Raw genomic sequence first — 18,885 nt, 5'->3', positions numbered from 1 at the left:
AACTTTTTAAACCACTCTTGTATTATGAACCTCGATTCTCAAGGAAAAAGTATTCCATTTAAATTCTATGCAGCCTATTATCCTCCATTGTATACAAAGGTTAAAGCAAATTCATTATCAGAGCTTATAAAAGGTATTTCAACTGTAGATAAAAATTCAATATTTTATCATGTATTCCACCCAATGCTGTCTTCTCATGTGGTGCCAGAAGATTTGCCCAATGACTTTGCTTTCTGGCTTAGAGAATCCCTTCATGACGAATACCTTGCTGAAGTAGTAGCTGATATAAAAGGTGGAGAGCCTTTGACTATAGAGGATATAAGGAAGGAACTTTTAGAATTGCTAAACACCTCCACTCATTTAGATAAAACTGCAGACTATCCCTTTGTATTTATTTCATTTATTCCTGTAGTTTATCCTTTAGATGTAGAAGTAAGGACGTTAGCAGAATTTATGGATGCTATAGCTAAAGTTCCCGTTAGGTCTTTATTTTATCACTTTGTGTACAAAAGAGTAATGGGCTTAAGTAAGAGAAATGATTTTACAACGTGGTTAGAGGAGAACTTTGGTTTAATAGACTTAGGAGAAAAATTAGCAAAAATAGACCCTCAAACTTATACAGAAGAAGAGGATTTCAGACAAGATTTGTTAAAAATTTTGGAAGGTGAGTTGTTAAAATGATAGAAAAATATGAAAAGATAATAGGAGAAGACGAGCTTTACGGTCTAGTAAAAATAGCAGAAAAACTTAAAGATTTTTCCATACTTCATGTAAATTCTACTAGGGCTGGAGGAGGAGTAGCGGAGATCTTGAATAGAATGGTACCTTTAATGAGGGACTTAGGACTTAATGTAGACTGGAAAGTAATAAGAGGAGATAATGAATTCTTTAGAGTTACAAAATCGTTCCACAACTCCTTACAAAACGGTTATGGAGAGTTGCCTCCTAACGCCTTTGAAACATATGAAAAGTGGCAAGAAATTAACGCAAGTGAAATACCTTTAGATTATGATATAATAATGATACATGATCCTCAGCCTTTAGGTTTAATTAAATTTAGAAAAAAAGGAAAATGGATATTTAGATGTCACATAGATATTTCTAACCCCTATGCTCCAGTATGGGAATTTTTAAAGAAAAAAATTGAAAATTACGATTCAATGATAATTTCTACTCCAGCCTTTGCTAGGGACGACGTTAACATTCCGCAATTCATAATTCCTCCATCAATTGACCCATTATCTATAAAGAATCAGCCAATTCCAGAAATAACTGTAAAGAGAATATTATATAAATATGGAATTGATACTGAAAGACCTTTAGTTGTTCAGATTTCAAGATTTGACTATGCTAAAGATCCTATAGGAGTAATTAAATCTTTCAAATTAGCTAAAGAGCATATAGATGGACTTCAGTTAGCTTACGTAGGTAGTCCGGCTACGGATGATCCAGAAGGAGAAGAGGTTTACGAAAAAACTGTCAAAGAAGCAGGAGACGACAAGGACATTCATCTATTAATGTTACCACCTTATAGTGATCTTGAAATAAACGCATTTCAAACTGGAGCCTCAGTTGTATTACAAAAATCGATTAAAGAAGGCTTTGGTTTAACTGTTAGCGAAGCAATGTGGAAAAAGAAAGTAGTGATAGGTGGAAGAACAGGAGGAATTCCTCTACAAATTATTCATGGAATTACAGGATATCTAGTTGATAATATAGAAGGCGCTGCGCATTACATTATACATACATTGAAGAATCCTGAAATATCGCAAAAAATTGGCGAAAATGCCCATGAGCACGTTAAAAATAATTTCCTAATAACTAGGCATATGAGAGAATATATGAGTGTAATGCTTTATGTTACTGGAAGAAATGAGGAGATGAAAAGTCCAACTTTGCAATAAAGAATCCTTCTGAAAAGTCCTTATGCGGATATGTCCTAAATACTCTTAACCAAACCCTACTTTTCTTATACCCTTCATGACCTTCATTAGGAATACGAACTAAGTTCCTTTCAAATTTTTCCACAACTTTTTCTCCCTCCTCAGGAAATAAAGAACAAGTTATGTAAACTACTTGAGTTTTCAACTTGCTAGCTTCTTTAAGTATTCCTATTTGTATTGATGAAAGCTCGTGCAATTTCCTCTTGTTTAAACGCAACACTACCGATGGATCTACATTTATTGTTCCACTATTGCTACAAGGAGCGTCAATAAATACTTTATCAGCTTTTCTTATTGGTAAATGTAATGCATCTGCAACAATTAGCTCTACGTTACTTACACCCCATTTTTCCATAAGTTTTTTCTGTTGCATAATTCTTTTTTCGGAAATATCTATTGAGATAAGGAAAGATTTGTTCCTAGTTAACTGTTGGATTAAAGAAGATTTGACTCCTGGTGCAGAGCCTATTTCTAAGATTTTCTCGTAAGGATTTGGATCTAAGGTCATTACTGCAAGAACACTTGACTTATCTTGAGGTATTAATAGTCCTTCTTTAAATGCAGTAGAATCTGAGATTCGTTTATCAGCACTTTCTATTTCTAAGAGAAATTCTATTTCAGTCCTCTTTACTTTATATCCTTCAGATTCCAATAATCTGATTACATCATTAACATTCGCTTTTAGCTCGTTAACTCTAGCCCAGGTTTTATGATTATATATTCCTTTAATTCCTTCTTCTCCTAAAAGAGCGTAAAGTCTTTCAAATATCCACTTAGGAAATGATAGCATAGGATCCGGGTTTATTGTCATATCTACTTCCCTAGGACTTATGCCAGGGTACAAATTTCTTTCATACAAATATTTTTTAATATATTCAATAAATTCTCTATAAAGTTCTTTTCTATCGCCTTGCATGTATTTTTTAAATGCTATATCAAATGCTCTTTCAGGAGAGAGGTTTTTCTTCATTATTAGAAATATAGCGTCTGCAAAGAGTTTCCTATTGTCCACGGAGAAAAATGTTTGCAATTATTTAAAAATGATTAACCTCAGCTGGACTAGGACATCTCATCAATTCATTAAGCCTTTCTCATCATTGGCAGAGTTTTCCTAGCTGAGATGAGCAAATTTAAATAAGCTTCTGCTTCTGCCTTACTTACGTTAGATATATCGTCAGCTAACTTATTTAAAATTGTGACTTCGGTTATCCCTGGGTAACTCCATGTTGCAATGTATGCCAGTTTATTATTGTCTGGACTTAGTACGTCAATTCTTGCCACTGGAGAAATGGCATTTTGCTGAAAATACCCCGAATATAATTTTATATTGTATTTCTTGTAAGCCTTTCCTAATCCGGCTAAATCTGTTGTATAATTTGATGAGAAAATAGAATCCCAAGAGATCCAGCCTAGAAATCTCGGATTTTTGTAATCCTCAAATTTTTGCCTGAGTTTAAAAAATAGATTTTGAACAATATAACTTTCCCTCGCCTCAATAAGTTGAGCATAACCATCATTAATTAGCTTATTTATAAGAAATCTTTGGGCAAATCTTTTTACAATACCTATAATCTTATCACTCGTGGAAATTGTAAGTTTTCTAATTTCGTGAAACTTTTTCAAATCTTCGTCATTATCATCGTAAGTAGGAGGATCTATAATAGGACCATCAATAAAAACTACATCACAGTCTGAACATGAACTCAGGATTTCAGTCTCTAACGTTAACATTAGAAGTATTGCATCTTTACCCACTTTATCTTCCCCATAATAATTGTCCTCGAGCTTTACATCCTCTTTAATATCTGGAGGAATTCTTTTGCCTTTCTCACCAGAAATTCCTTTAACTTTTACTGCCCTAGCAATAATTAGTGAAAAATCTCCCACATCTAGCTGATATTTACTACCATCTACTGCACAAGCTATGTGAGGATTTCTCGCATTATTTATTTCCAAAAATTCCAAATCCGAATTTCCGTAGTATATATCCTCAGCAACTAAGGAAAGTATTGCGTCTACCTTTCTAGCTTTTTCATCTTCTTCCTCTGCTAATTTTTTTATCTTATTTAATATATCAGTAGAATTCAAATTTTCACCGTAATTATTATCCCTTTTTCCGATAGAAAGCGCAATAATTCAATAACATCTTTACTATTGCGTTTTGTTATAGTTACTTGCCCTTGATCAAGTAGAGAGAGCAAAATCTCTAACCTTTTACCTTCTATATTTAACTTGGACAGTTTATCCTTAAGTTCCTCGTAAATTTTTCTAGCCTCTTCTTCAGATTCTTTAGCATTTCTTTCTAATTCCTCAAGGTTATCTGTAATTTCAAATAATCGTAAATCCTTGGACTCTCCTAATATGGTTAGGAATATTTTTAGATATGTTTTAAGCTTTCTATTGTTTTCGTCTATTATCTCCTTATACTTCTGAATCTTTTCCTTAATTATGTCCTCAGATAGTTTCAAGCAATGTTTAAGTTCTTCATACGCATTGTTAACATATGAAATAATTTCCCTAGGATTATCACTATTTTTAGCCTTGCTCAAATAATTCTTTATTGCTAAGTATTCTTCGCTAACCTCGTTTAATGAACATCTTCTTAATTCTTGCTTTATTGAATGAATTTTTGAAACTGTAACTTCAAGTGATTTTATTATTTCACCTTGTTCCATATATTCTTTTTTCAGCTTCTCCCAATCCAACGAATTCTTTTCATTTTGAATTTTAAGTAATATATCAACTAAATTCATTTAATTCACCTTTTATAGTTTTAATTAAGTCATAAATTTGTTTTTCTTGATTATTTATTTCTTGCCTCAGTTTATTTACCTCAGGATTTATTTTCTCTATAGACTCAATTTCTGCTTGAAGCCTCATAAGATTTGATCCTATTTCCCTAAGTCTCTCGCTATACCTATAGATCGTAGTGTTTTTTAGTTCATCAAAGAAAGGTAAAGGAGTTCCATCTATACTTGCCTTGTATATTTCCCAAATAATTAAGTGTAAGTTGTCATTGTCTTCATTATTAGATATTTTCTTTATAGTATCAATAAAATTCATTAACTCCTCGTTTCTCTTAGTCTTGGTAGTTCTTTCTATAAGCTCATAGAACTCATTTAATATCTTTCCAGATTCCAAATAATCCAGAATTTCATTAATCTCCTTTTCTTCTTCTAGCTCTTCATTAATTCCTAGCATTCTCTTAGCTTTGCTTATTACATCTAGCTTCGCTAGCATGTATGATTTTATTTTAGTAATTTCGTTTTGCGCATTTATTGTCTGATTTATAAATTCTTTAAATAGAGAATATAACGTTAATATCAAAAAAACAAGCCTTAGCTGATTCCTATAGTCGCCATTTTTAATTGCAAGCTTCAACTGATTATAATATTCCATAATAGAATCTTTCATATCCTTTAAGCTTCTTATTCCAGCATCTCTTTTCTTAACAGTTATAAAGTATCCCTCATTCAAATCCTCAGACTTAATTTCGTCGATGCGTCTATCTACCTGCTCTATAAGATCTTTAATTAGCTTATCTTTATCATCAACGTAATTTATTATCTCCCCAGTTGTAACTGACGAATATAATAAAAATTCCACTGTAGGAGACTTTCCGAATATCTTTCCAGTTATCTGAATTAATTTTGGTTTAACATTTTTTATTTCGCTTAAGTAATAAATATATTCTGCTATCAAATTTTCAATATTAAGCTCTTTCTGCCTTAAATAGCCTACCAGAGTTGAGGAGAAGTCCTTAATTTTTTGCCCTGCTAGATCGTCATAATATATGATTTCTCCTCCATCTTTAGAATTTATTATTCCGTTTTCTGAGAGATAAGTAATAATATCATCCTTTAGAGCAGCTGAAGTTTCTATATCTTCCAAATGGAACTGCTTGCTTCCGAAGATTCTAAATTTTTCGTTAACTATTTGATTTACTTTCACAAACACATTCTGATAATTATCTGGATAAATTGAAGGAGAGAATAATACCCAATTTAAAGATTGTATAGGCCTTTTATTTCCCTTTGTTAAAGGTAATTGTTGAATTGTAACCTTTTGTAAAATTTTACTCATTACGTCGTTTATTTCCCTCTTTAACTCGCCTAATTTTATGTCTAGAACATCTTTTCTTACTCTAGTAAGATCTGGGTTTAAACTTGAGAAGAGCAAGTAGAGTAATTGCCTTTTAATAGGAGTGAATAGCTCTATTTCAGCTCGAATTACTGAGTATTTACTTAAATCCTCATTACTTTTACCTAGAAATATTACTCCATGAATTATTCCATCATACTCATTTAAGATTTCTTTTATTATACTTTCTTCCCTCCCTGTAGGTTTATAAATAACTAGATTTACAGTCACAGAGTTTCCTATATCGCATTCTATTATTCTAATATTTTTAGCGATATATTTTTGATTAAACTTCAAGCCTATTTCATTTAGAAAAATAATAAAAGAATCTACTTCTTTTTCTATATCTAATAGGCTGTCATTAACAAATTTTAGAGCTTTCTCTTTTATTTCCCTACTTTTAAAATCTACTATTAATCCTCCAACGTTAGTGTTTACTAGGGACTCATAATATCCCCATTCTAAAGCGTAAGCTTCTCCTTTTGATTTAACCTTTAGCTTCTTATATACATCAGAAAGATCTACATTTATTCCCTCATAAATAACCTTATTTACGTCACTAGAGACAAAGACGTTTATACTCTTATCAAATTCGGATGAGCCAGAGTAAAATATTAAGAAATCCTCAATATCCTGAGGTATCTTATATTCCTTAGTTACTTCTACCCAACTAGGAAAGTCTACTAGAAAGCCTTTAACAATATGGCCTTCTAATTCTTTTATAATTAAATTTTTATCAGTGAAAATTCTACTCAGTAAAACCTTATGAAATTTCCTTATTTCATCTTTATCCATTTTATTCTCAAGCTCTATGACAAGATTCCTTAAAGTTTCACCTTCATCGTTTAAGTCGGTAGCTATAGAAATTTCTTTGAACAGTTGCTCTATTGGATCTTTAAATTCGAAAGACTTACAAAGTATATCATTAAAGAACCTTGCATATTTTCTCCTTTCTTGACTAATTACCCAATAGGGTAGATCTAAATACTGTAGAATCTCCTTATCTTTTTCATTATAGTCAAGAAGGCAATCAATCATTGCTAGAAATTCCAGCTTTGATGGTGGCATTATTTGAATTGTTTTTATCCTTTGTATAAATGAATAATAAGTTTCTGGAAATAATGAATTTATTTGACCACCTACTCCGAACACTTTTGAATAGGCGCTCGGAGTTGTAGACAAATATACTATATTATTGCCTTTAGAATTAGCCAGCTCCTTTAGTGATATCCAGAAATCCCTTATATAATCTTGGTATTGTCTGTATACAGCAAAGTCTACTCCAGATTCTATCTCGTCAATAAGAACTACCGGATAATCTTTTATAAAAGTTATATCTCCCTTTTCTTTTTTAAGTATATTTACAAAAGAATCTTTATATATATTTATTTTTCTAGATTTTAATGCTTCCTCTATAATGTTAAAGAAACTAGTTTTACCTTGACCCCAATCTGCTAATACTGCAATTATTTCTGGTGATTCTCTAGGGCTTTCAAGTCTCTTTATTTCCCAGCCTATTTGTCTAAAGAACTTTAACCTATCTATATACCTAGTCTTAGATGATATACATAAATATAGGTCATAAAGGGATTTAGAGTCTGCTGCAGTCTCACTTATTCGATAATTGCAAGTCATTTAGATGAATCTTCAATTAAAACCCTATCAATTCTTTCTACACTTCCTGCGTATGACCCTAACCTAGGATCCCAAGGTATTCTTACTAACGCCGGAACTTTAAGTGCTGACATCAAACCAGAAACTATAACATAACCCGTATCCAATGACGTTAATCCTTTAGCTAAAGATTCTGGAAGACCGCCAGATGCTGACATTACGTATTTTAAGTCTTCATGATATATTCTGTGAAAGAAGAAGGTATTTAGCATTGATAACACGTATTTATCAACAAATGCAGGCCTTTGACTTACTAGGAATAATGAGACACCAAACTTTCTGCCTTGTGTTGCAAGTGTAACTAATGCTTCCTTTGTTATATTTGCAGAAATAGGATAATCGTTTGAAGGAATATAATTTTGCGCTTCTTCTATTACGAAGGCAATTAGCCTTTGTGAGCCAGAGTACTTTGCTTTTGTTAAATAGTTTAATAAGAGCCTTGATATATAACTCACTATTAATTGCTTAGTAGGAATATCAACTCCAGGAGAACCATCTGCTGAAAAATCGATTATTGCTAAGCCTTTTTCTTTCCATATAACGTCTAAGATTTGTTCATTTATTGATGAGGAATTACTTACTAATTTATATCTTTTTATTATTCTATCTTTAAAAATTTCCAAAGCGCTTATTACAGCTCTTGCAGTACTACTGCTGAAGCCTAGTTCCTTAAGATTTTGATTTGAAGAAATTTCCTGTTGAATTAAGCTTATTCCTTCCTCCTTGCCTAATAGGTTATTATATTCCTTTTGATCATGTTGTGAAATAACATAATCTAACAGATTTGATTGCAGTGAATTTATTTCATTTCCTCCATACTTAAGGGAAATAATAAAATCTGCCAAATCTTTTGGAGTAAATAGACTTAAGTCAATAGTAAGCCTAGTCTCAGTATCGCTCTTAGGTTCTCTTATTACATATTTCTTGATCCATTTCCTACCCCCAGAAACTAAATCCATGTTTATTGTAGCAAAATCAGCATAATCTCCGTTAGCATCAATTATTATCATTGGCAAAGCAGTGCTCTTACCCATTATTTTCAGGTTAGAAAGTAGATAAATTAAATATCTCATATCATAACTTTTACCACTTCCAGTTTCTCCAAAGATGCCTACATGCATTGTAACTGCGTTAAGATCTAATAATAACGGTATATCTGAACCGGCTAATCTTCCATATTTCACATAATCTGTAGCGTTTTTTACACCATAAAATTCTGATAAAAAATTCTCGTCTTTTTCTTCTGGAAGAGCTTTTATTAAAGAACCAGGCATGGGAGAAGAATTATGCCCGTATCGTTTTATTATACTCATTTCAGTTTTAATTACTGTATTCATATTTAGTAAGTCAAAGGAGGTATTTTCAGAAAGAATATTCTTTACTATAGGAATTTTCTCATCATAAAATTCATTAATGTATTCATAATTCTCCAATCTGGCTAATGATAACTTATTATTATCCTTAATAAGGAATAATTGACCAGGACTGACCTCATATTCTGGAGATATCAATCCTTGAATGGAATTGGCCTCACTTTTCTGTAATACTATACCTATAGTCTTACCTTCTGCTAACATAGTTAATATGATTAATAAAGATCAATTAAAAGGTACTTGGCTTGAAATTATAATGATTTTAATACATCACTTATAGTTTTAAAGGCTAATCTACCATAAGGATGCATTTCTATTTTAATGCCTACTTTTTCTGACGCTCTGCTTACTATATTATAGTGATGCTTTGGTAATACTGCAACTATTCTTTTATGTTGAAAAGATATTTTTTTAAGCATAATGGAGAGAAGGTCAACAAACTCGTTCTTCTCTTCCTCTGTCATCATTGATGGAGGATAATCATAGGAATTAAATGGATAACACTCTTCATATTCCCTAGGAACAAGCAACATTGGTTCCGATACTGAATAAAATTGAATATAATCTTTATCCTTAGCTATAGAATAAGCTAACTTATGAGTAGGAGACCTATTATATGGTTTAACTGAAGTGCAAGGTAATAGGAAAGCTATCTCTTTTTTGGACTGCCAATTCTCTAGAAAGAAATCATACCATTTCCTAACTATGGGATTTTTAAATAGATCTACACCATCCTTTTTAATTATTGGCGGTCCTGAAAGAGGAGGACACTGCATTACACATTTCCTCAATTTCGCCTTTTAAATAGTCTGAACCCATTTTATCAACTTTCCTTGAAAAATCTATTAAATAGTTAGGCTCCTCATATTTGGAATTTAGTAATACCCAAGCGTTTATAAGGGCCCTACTTATCCAGTTTTTTAAATCAACTTTGTAAGGAAACCTAGTTTTCTCAAGAAAGTTTAATAGTAATTCTATATCCTCGTCGGTAGCCCTTTTGGCCTTCCATACGATTTTTCTATCTCCAACATATCTTTCACCTTTTCCTGGAATTATTACTAAACCACGACTGGCTTTTATCCTATAAGTCGCAGTATCTACACTATCCGCATTGAAGAATAATTCTCTCATATATGGCGAACCTGCACCAAGGACGTGAAGGTATTTCACTTTTCTTCTTAAGTAATGATAGATTATGATAACTATCTTTTTACTACCACTTAATGATGGCGGAACGATACCACCATAAGCTATCTTATCTGTATATTGAGAATAGAATTCTACCGCTTTCTCTATACCGTCTGGAGTATAGGCATGAATTATTGGCATTACATTTATTTTTCCATATAAATATTCAAAATTCTTAAAATTTATCTCATTTACGTCTGTACAAAATGACGGCACGTCCAAACTCATGAAATTATCAGCATGGAGAGAAAGATATTTCTTTAATACCGCATCAACTTGAAGAGAAAACCCTTTAACCATTATTTGATAACCACCACTATCTACCCAAGTTTCGTTATCCCAAGGAATACTATCCCAAACAAGTTGATTAATCATTAAAGGAGTACCTAATTCCCATATCGGGATTCTCTCATCTGGAATTCCAAGTAATACTTTCACAATAAACATGACGATTAATTGACATTTATCTATATACAAAAATAATACCAATCAATCAGGAGGAACAACCCGTCATCACTCTTCAGGTTAGGTTGAGGTCTTCATTTGATCTTATTATAAGCAGGAATGTTTAAAAGACTTTCACCTTTCTCTCCTTTTATTTTATTATAAATCAAAGGCTATGATTAGGAAAATAGCAACGTTAATGCTGATATTTTTAATAGGAACCAATACCGTGTTAGGAACAAGTTCTACTTACGTAGTAAATATTCTTTTACAAGGTAAAGGAATTTCCGTTGTTGTAGAATATTGTAATCATATAGAGTTAATAACTGGAAATAAAACCTTATATCTTCCTAATACTTCAGTTACTATAACTGCATATGAGTCTATAATAGGTTACAATATTTCGATAAATGGTAAGAACGTATCCTCAATAACATTTAACCCTGCTAATTTAAGTAAAATAATAATAAGGACATTTCCAATATATGTTTGGATAAACATAAAAATTAATGGAACTGGGAAAGTAATAATTAATTTCCAAAACGGTAGCAAGGAAATTATTAATCAATCTACTAAATTAAAAGTACTATATGGAAGCTTATTAACCTTAAACGCGAGGGGAACAAACGGTGAGTCTTTCATAAGTTGGAATAATAACTACACATACCCAACTATGTGGATAATCGCAAGTAATAACACATGTGTAATAGCTTATTTCGGAAAAGCTAAGTCTTCTACATTCTCTTCAGTAAATTTTCTAGGCATAGGGCTACTAGTAATTTTAGGTGGATTTTATATTTACATTAAAAGAAAACAGAGTCCAACTTAACTTTTAACTTTATTTTAACAACATTATACAGTGAATAGCCTAGCAAATTCTGAAAGTTTATATTTAAGAGAGGCTTCAAATCAGCCAGTAAATTGGTTACCTTGGTCAAAAGAGGCATTTGAAAAGGCTAAGAAGGAAAATAAGTTAATACTCGTAGATGTAGGAGCAGCGTGGTGTCATTGGTGCCATGTAATGGATGAGGAGACGTATTCTAACCAAGAAATTGCTAAGATTATCAATGAGAACTTTATTGCAATAAAGGTTGATAGGGATGAAATGCCAGAAGTTGATAGAAAATTACAATTAATAGTAAGTGAAATCTCTGGAGAATCTGGATGGCCTCTTACGGTATTTATGACTCCAGAAGGTAATGTTTTCTTTGGTGGTACTTTCTTTCCTCCGGAGGATTCTTACGGTAGGATTGGGTTTAAAAAACTATTAAATGAGATTCTTAGAATCTGGAACAACGAAAGAGATAAGATATTAAATTCGTCGATACCTCTATCAATAAAAGTAAAGACTGAAAACGAAGGACAGCTTAATAAGGATTTAATAGAATCTTCTTTCTCACTATTAACTTCTGCCTATGATCTCGAATATGGCGGACTAGGCAAAAGTATGAAATTCCCTCATCCTAAAGTTGATGAATTTATGCTTGCTTACTCAGCTTGGACCGGCGATGATTTAGGAAAGAAATTAAACAATTTCACGCTAATTAAAATGTTTGAAGGAGGAATCTTTGATCAAGTAGGTGGAGGATTTCATAGATACACTACAGATAGAGAATGGATAACCCCACATTTTGAAAAGTTGCTTATAGATAATGCAGAATTACTAGAAGATTATTATTTGAGTTACTTGGCAACCGGAAGAGCTGAATTTCTTGAAGCTTATAATTTAACTTATGAATTTATAAAAAGAGATTTAGAGAATTCCATAGCTTTTTCAAACAGTATAGATGCGGACAGCGATGGTATAGAAGGCGGTTATTACACTTGGACAGAAGAAGAAATAAAAGATGCCTTAGGTCAAGAAGCAGAATTAGCAATAAAGCTTTTTGGATTAAGGAAAGAAGGTGGAGTAATTGAGGGTAGAAAAGTTTTAAGAGTTGATTTAACTGAAGCAAAAAAGCTCATAAATGCCGATATTAATACTACTTTACAAAAACTTAGAGATTTAAGAAGAAGAATGCTTGAATATAGACAGAAAAATAGGAAAATGCCTAGAATAGATACAAACTCATATTCTTATCCCAATTATAGATTAGCTGAGGTTCTATTTCAATCATTAAAAATAGATGATGGTCTAAAAATTATTAAGAACTTAACACCTATAGTAAGTAGAAGACTTACTGGAGGAAAAGAAGGTCTATTAGAAGATTATGCGTCTGCATTATTGGCCTCAATCTCAGCATATGAGGTAACGGCTGAAGAAAGATACTATTTATTATCTCTAGAGCTATACAATAAACTGAAAGATTTCTTAAAGGTTGACGGATTTGAAGAGCCAAATGGAGAATTACCTTATGGAGACATGCCTAACGAGTCACCAAATTCCCTGGCAATAAGAGGAATACTTAAACTATCAATGCTATCTAAAATAGATATTGAAATTGAAAAAATTTTATCTAAGTTAGTAAATTCTGATCCTTCATTTGTCTCTGGATTATTACTTTCTGCAGGTAGTATAATAAATGGGATAGCTCATGTTGTTATAGTCGATGAAAAGGATGGCAAAGCTGGGCTCTTGCATAAGGAAGCAATAACTACATATTATCCTTTAAAAGTAGTTGAAAAAATATCTGATGATATTAAAGATAGGTTAGACTCAACGTTAAGAGCTATGCTTAATGACAATAAAGGAAAAAGTAGAGCTTACGTGTGTATAGGTAATACATGCAGTATGCCCGTTTTCGAGAAAGAGAAAATTAAACTTTTACTTAAAACTAAGTTGAGCTAAAAATACTTTTATGAGGTTAAAAGATAAGGCAATACTAATCGTTGGTGTAAGTAAAGGTTTAGGTTATGCTTTAGCATATTTTTTACTAAAGGAAGGAGCAAAAGTAATTATTAATTCTGGAAACAAAGAGAAGCTTCAAGAAATAGTTAACTCGTTAAAAAATCTAGGCGAAATTGATTACATAGTGGAGAGAGTAGTAGATCTTAGCTCTGCAAAAGACGTATTAAGTAAATCTTACGAATTAATTAAAAGAAAACTTGATGGAATAGTGATTTCCATAGGGGGTTATATAGAAGATAATGTGGAGAATCTTACTGGATTAGACGAAATGATAAATAATCATGTAAAATATCCACTTTATATTATTTCTGCAGCATTAAATTATCTTAATGAAGGTTCTACTATTGTGTTAATATCAGCCATGAGAGGAATAGATAAGGCACTTCCAAATCAGCTTTCCTACGCAATTTCAAAATCTGCTACTGCAAAAGCTGTAGAAGTTTTAGCTTCGGAATTATTAGATAAGCAAATAAGAGTAGTAGGAATTGCGCCTAGTTGGATTTACGGAGATTTTCAACCTAATAGAGACTGGAAAAAACTAAGAAAACTTGGAGATGTGAAAGCTCCGCCAGAAGATTTTGCAAGAGTTATAACATGGTTATTAACTGATGAAGCAGAATGGATTAATGGAGTTGTAATTCCAGTTGATGGAGGTGCAAGATTAAGATGAATAGCGATATTTTGAGAGAAAAAGCAGGAAAGCTATGGGAAAATTATGTTAAACACGAATTTGTAATTAAGATGAAAGAAGGGAGCCTAGATTTAGAATCTTTTAGATATTATTTAATTCAAGATTCTAAATATGTAGAAATGATGCTAAAAAGCTTGTTACGTGCCTCTTCTTTAGCTCCTTTAACTCATTCTACAAAGATTCTGAAATCAATTTTTGATACTAGAGATAAAGGGATGGAAGTTCATAGCTGGCTATTATCAAGACTTGGTATCTCTCATGAAGAGATCCAGAATACTGGATATTCTCTAGTTAATTACGCATATACACGCCACTTGTACTATTATTCTACCAAAAGCTGGGAAGAATTCCTTGCTGCATGGGCACCATGCATGTGGGGATATTATGAAGTAGGTAAATTCGTTAAAGATTCGCCTAATGAATTATATTCAAAATGGGCTGAATTTTATGCCTCTGATGAATATAAAAAAAGAGTAGATGCGATTCTTGAGGCATTAAACTCTATAAAATACTCAGAATCTCTTGTTATACCATTCGTGAATAGCGTAAGATTTGAAATAATGTTCTGGGAATCAGCATTAAAAAAGGAACCAACATTAATCATCGGCGATTAAACTTGTGGATTAAAGAAATAAGTGTAAAATTTACTTGCAAGCCTCAATCTCTAAATTTTTACTGTAATAATAGAGGAAGCGTCATAGAGCTTACTGCAAGTTCTTCATGCAGATACTTGAGATTATTTACAAAGGATTTTAGACTCACATTTTCTAATGGCAAACTATTTGACTTTAACAATTTATCTACTAAAAAAGGTAAAGATGCGATAACTGAAATAAATTCCATACTAAATTCTCTAAAGCCAGGAATAGTTGAAGATTTAAATGAGAACAGTCTAAGATATGAAATTCCAATTAGTTTACTTAAAAATTTTGTAGAGGACCTTAACGTAGAAAGCATATCTCCAGAAAGATATCTGGATTTTAACATTGACTACATAGATTACGATATAGGAAGAGATTTTCTAAAAAATAGTCCAAGATTTGAAAGTGAAAGAAGACTAAAAATGTCCTTGTCAGTTAATAATGAGTGCTTAAGAGTTATATATTGGCTTGATTCTAGTAACGTGGAAACATTTTCCTCTGAGGACTGTGTTAACTGGATACCCAATAATAAGGTATCTACAATCGTAAAAAATATTTCTACTTTTGACGAAAGATATCTAGAAATAAAAAGATTCTTAGAAAAATCACAGCCAATAGCGGTTAATATTTTTTAGTTCTGGTACTCTGACTAGTCATGAACCTTATCACATTGTTGATATTGATATCTAGTATTTTACTAGATCTAGGCATATTTATGCAGATTTATGCAGAGAATAAGAAATTTTTTAAAGAACCTAAAGGAGGTAATTATCGCGGAAATATTAGCGTAATAATACCAGTTAGAGGCATAGATGTAAATTTCGAGGAAAACGTAAAATCTTTACTTAACCAAGATATCAAGCCACTAGAAATAATTTACGTGGTAGATCCAGATGATCCTTATAGAGAAACTATTGAGAATATACTTAAGAAGTACAATGTAAAAATTGTCCACACATTTTATAATTGCAATATGTGTAGCGGGAAAATAAGGGCTCAAATCTCTGGTTTACTTCGAAGCAATGGAGATATAATAGTTTTTGGAGATTCTGATACATGGTATCCAAAATATTGGCTAAGAGAACTGACATTACCATTAAGTAAATATATGGCAACTACAACTTTTTCTTTTGCCAGTCCTGCTAGATTAACGTTAAAAAATCTGGTAAGAGCAGGATTTTGGACATTGGGCATAGAGTCTCAAGCTATAGGTGGGACTTTCTTATGGGGAGGTTCTATGGCGTTTAGAAGAAATTTCTTTAACGATCATGTGCTTAAATCCTTAAGTAAAGAGTGGTGTGATGACTGCACTCTTACTAGAATAGTAAAAGAAAGAAAAGGAAAAATAGGCTTTATAGGCAATGCCATACCACTTAATGTTTACGATGAACATAACTTATTTAAGTGGGCACAGAGACAAGTATTAACAGTAAAAATTTACTCTTATAGAGGAGCTAGAGCATTTATACCGTTTGGTTTGTATATGGTAATCCTATTAATTTCTCTTATTCTGATTAAAAATTTCCTCCTTTTATTACCTTTCTTGCTATGGATAATAAAGAACCTGCTTAGAGGCAGGAGACTAGGTAGGAAGGCCATTTTACCCTCGTTATTATCTATAATAGGCATTTATTTTGCATGGGTGGTACTAATATTAAGCTGGAGGAAAAAGGAAATAATATGGAGAGATAAGATTTACATAGTGGAAAATAAGTGATGACGTTCCACCCCTTTGATTGATGAAATAAGTTTTTAGAATCTGAATAATAATTTTATACAAAGTGATGAGGTCGAGCACTGCATGAGTTATGATGAAAGGACCACAGCTGAAGCAGTTATAGAAATACATTTTAATCTTTACGAGTTTAGGGATTCTATTTCAAAGTATACAATAGTTAGTGACGATGACTGGCAAATAATATCTGGAAAAGAAGGAAAATATATGACAAAAGAATTTGACACATACGGAATCTTAATATATCCAATAGAAACTTCAGAGGACATAAAGTATGCATTCTCAAATAAAATTGAGAAAATTGACAAATTTAGAGAAGCATTATATAAACCTAGATATTGGAGGGAATTTATTACAATTATGATAGAAGGTAACAAACTATATACGTCTCCAGATTTAGGTTTGCAAACATTTAATGGCGTAGATCTTGTAAATGATATTGCGAGAAGCAAAGGAATAGAGTATGAAGATATAGACGATTACTTAAGAATTTCAATAGACCTCTCTAGACCTTTGACTAAGGAATCATTAAATGATGCCATGGAAAGGCTATCTAAGGCATTACTTCTATACTATAAAATTAAAGAATATCAAGAGGATATAGCGTCAAAATTGGCCTCTCAATTGTTATCTTAATCTTAAATACATAGAGATTAAAATTCCTGAAATAAATATAATACCGCCTATTATAATTATAGGAAAAATAATGATATAGAGAACTCCTGGCAATAGTATTGTTTTTTCATTTAAATTGACAGAGTAAGACGAATTATTTATTATACTAACCTTACCTTGAAGATTAATTACCTTACAGTCTACTGTGTATACGTTATTTCCATGAATACTAACTCCGTTTCCTTGAAAAACTACTATACTATTTGGATTAAAGCTTGTTACTAAAGTGTAATGAGGAGGTATAATAAGCTCTTGAGATGAAGAATTTACTTGAAGTAGAATATCGCCCAAAATTATACTGGAAAGTAACATAATAATACCTGCTAAAATCATTAGTCTGCTCAATCTATCTAATCTTACCACATGTTAATTTCACACTTATAAATTATAAATGTTATGAATATTTCTCTTTTGTATCAATTAATATTTGACGCTAAGCGATTATTTTATAAAAGTTCCTACGTATTTTACTTGTGTTATGGCTAGTATTTACGTCTGGTAAATGCAATCTAAAGTGCGATTATTGCGGTGGATCTTTTCCTAAAGATGTAGTTCCTTGGAATGTTAAATACGACATTAACAAACTAAAGAGTTTAATTGAGAGAGATCCGGAAGCTACGGTTATATTCTATGGTGGTGAGCCTTTATCTAATCCCAAATTTATTATGAAATTCTTGGATTACATAAAAGCAAAAAGATATGGAATACAAACAAACGGTACGCTTATTAAGCTTCTTCCAGAAAATTACTGGAAGAAAATTAACGTTGCGCTACTATCGATAGATGGAAGAAAAGAGATAACTGAAAAGCATAGAGGCAAACATATTTACGATATCGTAGTTAAAAATGCCGGTTATCTCAAATCTCTAGGGATAGAAACCATTGCAAGAATGACAGTAACACAGGATTCTGACATATTTAAAGAAGTAACTCACTTATTAAGCTTGGGAATATTTGATAAAATACATTGGCAGCTGAATGTAATATGGAGTGATAAATGGAACGTTGAGAAATGGGCTAAAGAATCCTATTTACCTGGAATAAAAAAATTAGTAGATCTATTTTTAGAGGAGTTAAAAAAGGGAAAAGTGTTAAAAATTATTCCTATTCTTGGCGTATTAAGCGCTTATTTCTTTGGCGGATATAAAGGATCTCCTTGCGGAGCAGGATATAAATCTGTTGCTGTTACTACTGATGGAAGAATATTATCTTGTCCAATTGCTGTTTGGGAAAATTGGGCTGTTTTAGGAAATGTTAGCTCAGGATTTAAACTTCTTGAAGATCCTCTTCCAGAAGTATGCAAAAAATGCGAATTCAAGGAATACTGTGGCGGAAGATGCTTATATTCTATGAAGGAAAACTACTGGGGAGAAGAAGGATTTAAAGAAGTTGATGAAATAACTAAAGAATATTTAAAAACTGTATTATCAATAATTCCGACAATAAAGGAATTGATAGAACAAGGAATAATAAAGCTTAGTGACTTAAAATACGATCCTACACTAGATTCTACTGAAGTAATACCGTGACAAA

At 31.9% G+C, this 18,885-nt stretch carries 18 protein-coding genes; 10 read left to right on the top strand and 8 right to left on the bottom strand.

What is annotated here, in order from left to right; all coding sequences use genetic code 11:
- Positions 1-21: 21 nt before the first annotated feature.
- Entirely contained in the window at positions 22-681 is a 660-nt protein-coding gene (locus D1866_RS07035; protein WP_155861109.1) for a DUF5752 family protein, read from the top strand.
- The gene (locus D1866_RS07030) at positions 678-1,904 is read left to right on the top strand and encodes a glycosyltransferase (protein ID WP_152941667.1); all 1,227 of its coding nucleotides are present in this window, start codon (positions 678-680) and stop codon (positions 1,902-1,904) included. The genes D1866_RS07035 and D1866_RS07030 overlap by 4 nt, the downstream gene beginning before the upstream one ends.
- Here D1866_RS07030 and D1866_RS07025 read toward each other — a convergent pair.
- The 7 genes from D1866_RS07025 to D1866_RS06995 form a co-directional block, all read right to left on the bottom strand.
- Positions 1,861-2,955 carry an RsmB/NOP family class I SAM-dependent RNA methyltransferase gene (locus D1866_RS07025; RefSeq protein ID WP_231136264.1) on the bottom strand — a complete coding sequence of 365 codons (1,095 nt, stop codon included), beginning with the start codon at positions 2,953-2,955 and terminating at the stop codon, positions 1,861-1,863. The two genes, D1866_RS07030 and D1866_RS07025, sit on opposite strands and share 44 nt — an antisense overlap.
- Before the next feature lie 68 nt (positions 2,956-3,023).
- Positions 3,024-4,031 carry a DNA double-strand break repair nuclease NurA gene (locus tag D1866_RS07020; protein WP_152941669.1) on the bottom strand — a complete coding sequence of 336 codons (1,008 nt, stop codon included), beginning with the start codon at positions 4,029-4,031 and terminating at the stop codon, positions 3,024-3,026.
- A complete protein-coding gene (locus tag D1866_RS07015) occupies positions 4,028-4,696 on the bottom strand; it encodes a hypothetical protein (protein WP_152941671.1) in 669 nt (222 codons plus the stop codon). The genes D1866_RS07020 and D1866_RS07015 overlap by 4 nt, the downstream gene beginning before the upstream one ends.
- Entirely contained in the window at positions 4,683-7,718 is a 3,036-nt protein-coding gene (locus D1866_RS07010) for a hypothetical protein (RefSeq protein ID WP_152941674.1), read from the bottom strand. Before D1866_RS07010 ends, D1866_RS07015 begins: the two co-directional genes overlap by 14 nt.
- Entirely contained in the window at positions 7,715-9,334 is a 1,620-nt protein-coding gene (locus D1866_RS07005; RefSeq protein ID WP_152941676.1) for an ATP-binding protein, read from the bottom strand. The genes D1866_RS07010 and D1866_RS07005 overlap by 4 nt, the downstream gene beginning before the upstream one ends.
- A gap of 47 nt (positions 9,335-9,381) precedes the next feature.
- Positions 9,382-9,906 carry a DUF5591 domain-containing protein gene (locus tag D1866_RS07000; protein WP_152941678.1) on the bottom strand — a complete coding sequence of 175 codons (525 nt, stop codon included), beginning with the start codon at positions 9,904-9,906 and terminating at the stop codon, positions 9,382-9,384.
- The gene (locus tag D1866_RS06995) at positions 9,869-10,765 is read right to left on the bottom strand and encodes a tRNA guanosine transglycosylase family protein (RefSeq protein ID WP_152941680.1); all 897 of its coding nucleotides are present in this window, start codon (positions 10,763-10,765) and stop codon (positions 9,869-9,871) included. The genes D1866_RS07000 and D1866_RS06995 overlap by 38 nt, the downstream gene beginning before the upstream one ends.
- 172 nt (positions 10,766-10,937) lie before the next feature.
- On the opposite strand from D1866_RS06995, the gene D1866_RS06990 reads away from it, so the two are divergent.
- The 7 genes from D1866_RS06990 to D1866_RS06960 all read left to right on the top strand — a co-directional run bounded on the left by D1866_RS06990 (position 10,938) and on the right by D1866_RS06960 (position 17,313).
- The gene (locus tag D1866_RS06990) at positions 10,938-11,591 is read left to right on the top strand and encodes a hypothetical protein (protein ID WP_152941682.1); all 654 of its coding nucleotides are present in this window, start codon (positions 10,938-10,940) and stop codon (positions 11,589-11,591) included.
- Positions 11,592-11,621: 30 nt separating this feature from the next.
- Entirely contained in the window at positions 11,622-13,550 is a 1,929-nt protein-coding gene (locus D1866_RS06985; RefSeq protein WP_155861106.1) for a thioredoxin domain-containing protein, read from the top strand.
- A 10-nt stretch (positions 13,551-13,560) separates the two neighbouring features.
- A complete protein-coding gene (locus D1866_RS06980) occupies positions 13,561-14,280 on the top strand; it encodes an SDR family NAD(P)-dependent oxidoreductase (RefSeq protein WP_152941684.1) in 720 nt (239 codons plus the stop codon).
- On the top strand, positions 14,277-14,915 hold the full coding sequence (locus D1866_RS06975; protein WP_152941686.1) for a TenA family protein: 639 nt from the start codon (positions 14,277-14,279) through the stop codon (positions 14,913-14,915). Before D1866_RS06980 ends, D1866_RS06975 begins: the two co-directional genes overlap by 4 nt.
- A gap of 2 nt (positions 14,916-14,917) precedes the next feature.
- Positions 14,918-15,577, top strand: coding sequence for a hypothetical protein (locus D1866_RS06970; protein ID WP_152941688.1), 660 nt, complete (start codon positions 14,918-14,920; stop codon positions 15,575-15,577).
- A 20-nt stretch (positions 15,578-15,597) separates the two neighbouring features.
- Positions 15,598-16,659 (top strand): glycosyltransferase family 2 protein, encoded by a 1,062-nt coding sequence (locus D1866_RS06965; RefSeq protein ID WP_152941690.1) that lies wholly within the window; start codon positions 15,598-15,600, stop codon positions 16,657-16,659.
- An 84-nt stretch (positions 16,660-16,743) separates the two neighbouring features.
- Positions 16,744-17,313, top strand: coding sequence for a hypothetical protein (locus D1866_RS06960; RefSeq protein WP_152941692.1), 570 nt, complete (start codon positions 16,744-16,746; stop codon positions 17,311-17,313).
- Here the strand turns inward: D1866_RS06960 and D1866_RS06955 are convergent.
- Complete coding sequence (locus D1866_RS06955) at positions 17,305-17,715, bottom strand: hypothetical protein (protein WP_152941694.1); 411 nt, start codon at positions 17,713-17,715, stop codon at positions 17,305-17,307. The genes D1866_RS06960 and D1866_RS06955 overlap by 9 nt on opposite strands.
- Positions 17,716-17,825: 110 nt before the next feature.
- Between D1866_RS06955 and D1866_RS06950 the strand changes: the two genes are divergently transcribed.
- Positions 17,826-18,881, top strand: coding sequence for a radical SAM/SPASM domain-containing protein (locus D1866_RS06950; protein ID WP_155861105.1), 1,056 nt, complete (start codon positions 17,826-17,828; stop codon positions 18,879-18,881).
- Positions 18,882-18,885 lie beyond the last annotated feature (4 nt).

It is taken from the genome of Acidianus ambivalens (assembly GCF_009729015.1).
Taxonomy (GTDB): domain Archaea; phylum Thermoproteota; class Thermoprotei_A; order Sulfolobales; family Sulfolobaceae; genus Acidianus; species Acidianus ambivalens.
This window is presented reverse-complemented; position numbering and strand designations above follow the sequence as displayed.

Coding starts and splice junctions, on each gene's coding strand:
- D1866_RS06980 (WP_152941684.1), top strand. CDS start 13,561: ATGAGGTTAAAAGATAAGGCAATACTAATCGTTGGTGTAAGTAAAGGT.
- D1866_RS07000 (WP_152941678.1), bottom strand. CDS start 9,906: ATGCAGTGTCCTCCTCTTTCAGGACCGCCAATAATTAAAAAGGATGGT.
- D1866_RS06960 (WP_152941692.1), top strand. CDS start 16,744: ATGAGTTATGATGAAAGGACCACAGCTGAAGCAGTTATAGAAATACAT.
- D1866_RS07005 (WP_152941676.1), bottom strand. CDS start 9,334: ATGTTAGCAGAAGGTAAGACTATAGGTATAGTATTACAGAAAAGTGAG.
- D1866_RS06995 (WP_152941680.1), bottom strand. CDS start 10,765: ATGTTTATTGTGAAAGTATTACTTGGAATTCCAGATGAGAGAATCCCG.
- D1866_RS07015 (WP_152941671.1), bottom strand. CDS start 4,696: ATGAATTTAGTTGATATATTACTTAAAATTCAAAATGAAAAGAATTCG.
- D1866_RS06965 (WP_152941690.1), top strand. CDS start 15,598: ATGAACCTTATCACATTGTTGATATTGATATCTAGTATTTTACTAGAT.
- D1866_RS07010 (WP_152941674.1), bottom strand. CDS start 7,718: ATGACTTGCAATTATCGAATAAGTGAGACTGCAGCAGACTCTAAATCC.
- D1866_RS06975 (WP_152941686.1), top strand. CDS start 14,277: ATGAATAGCGATATTTTGAGAGAAAAAGCAGGAAAGCTATGGGAAAAT.
- D1866_RS06990 (WP_152941682.1), top strand. CDS start 10,938: ATGATTAGGAAAATAGCAACGTTAATGCTGATATTTTTAATAGGAACC.
- D1866_RS07030 (WP_152941667.1), top strand. CDS start 678: ATGATAGAAAAATATGAAAAGATAATAGGAGAAGACGAGCTTTACGGT.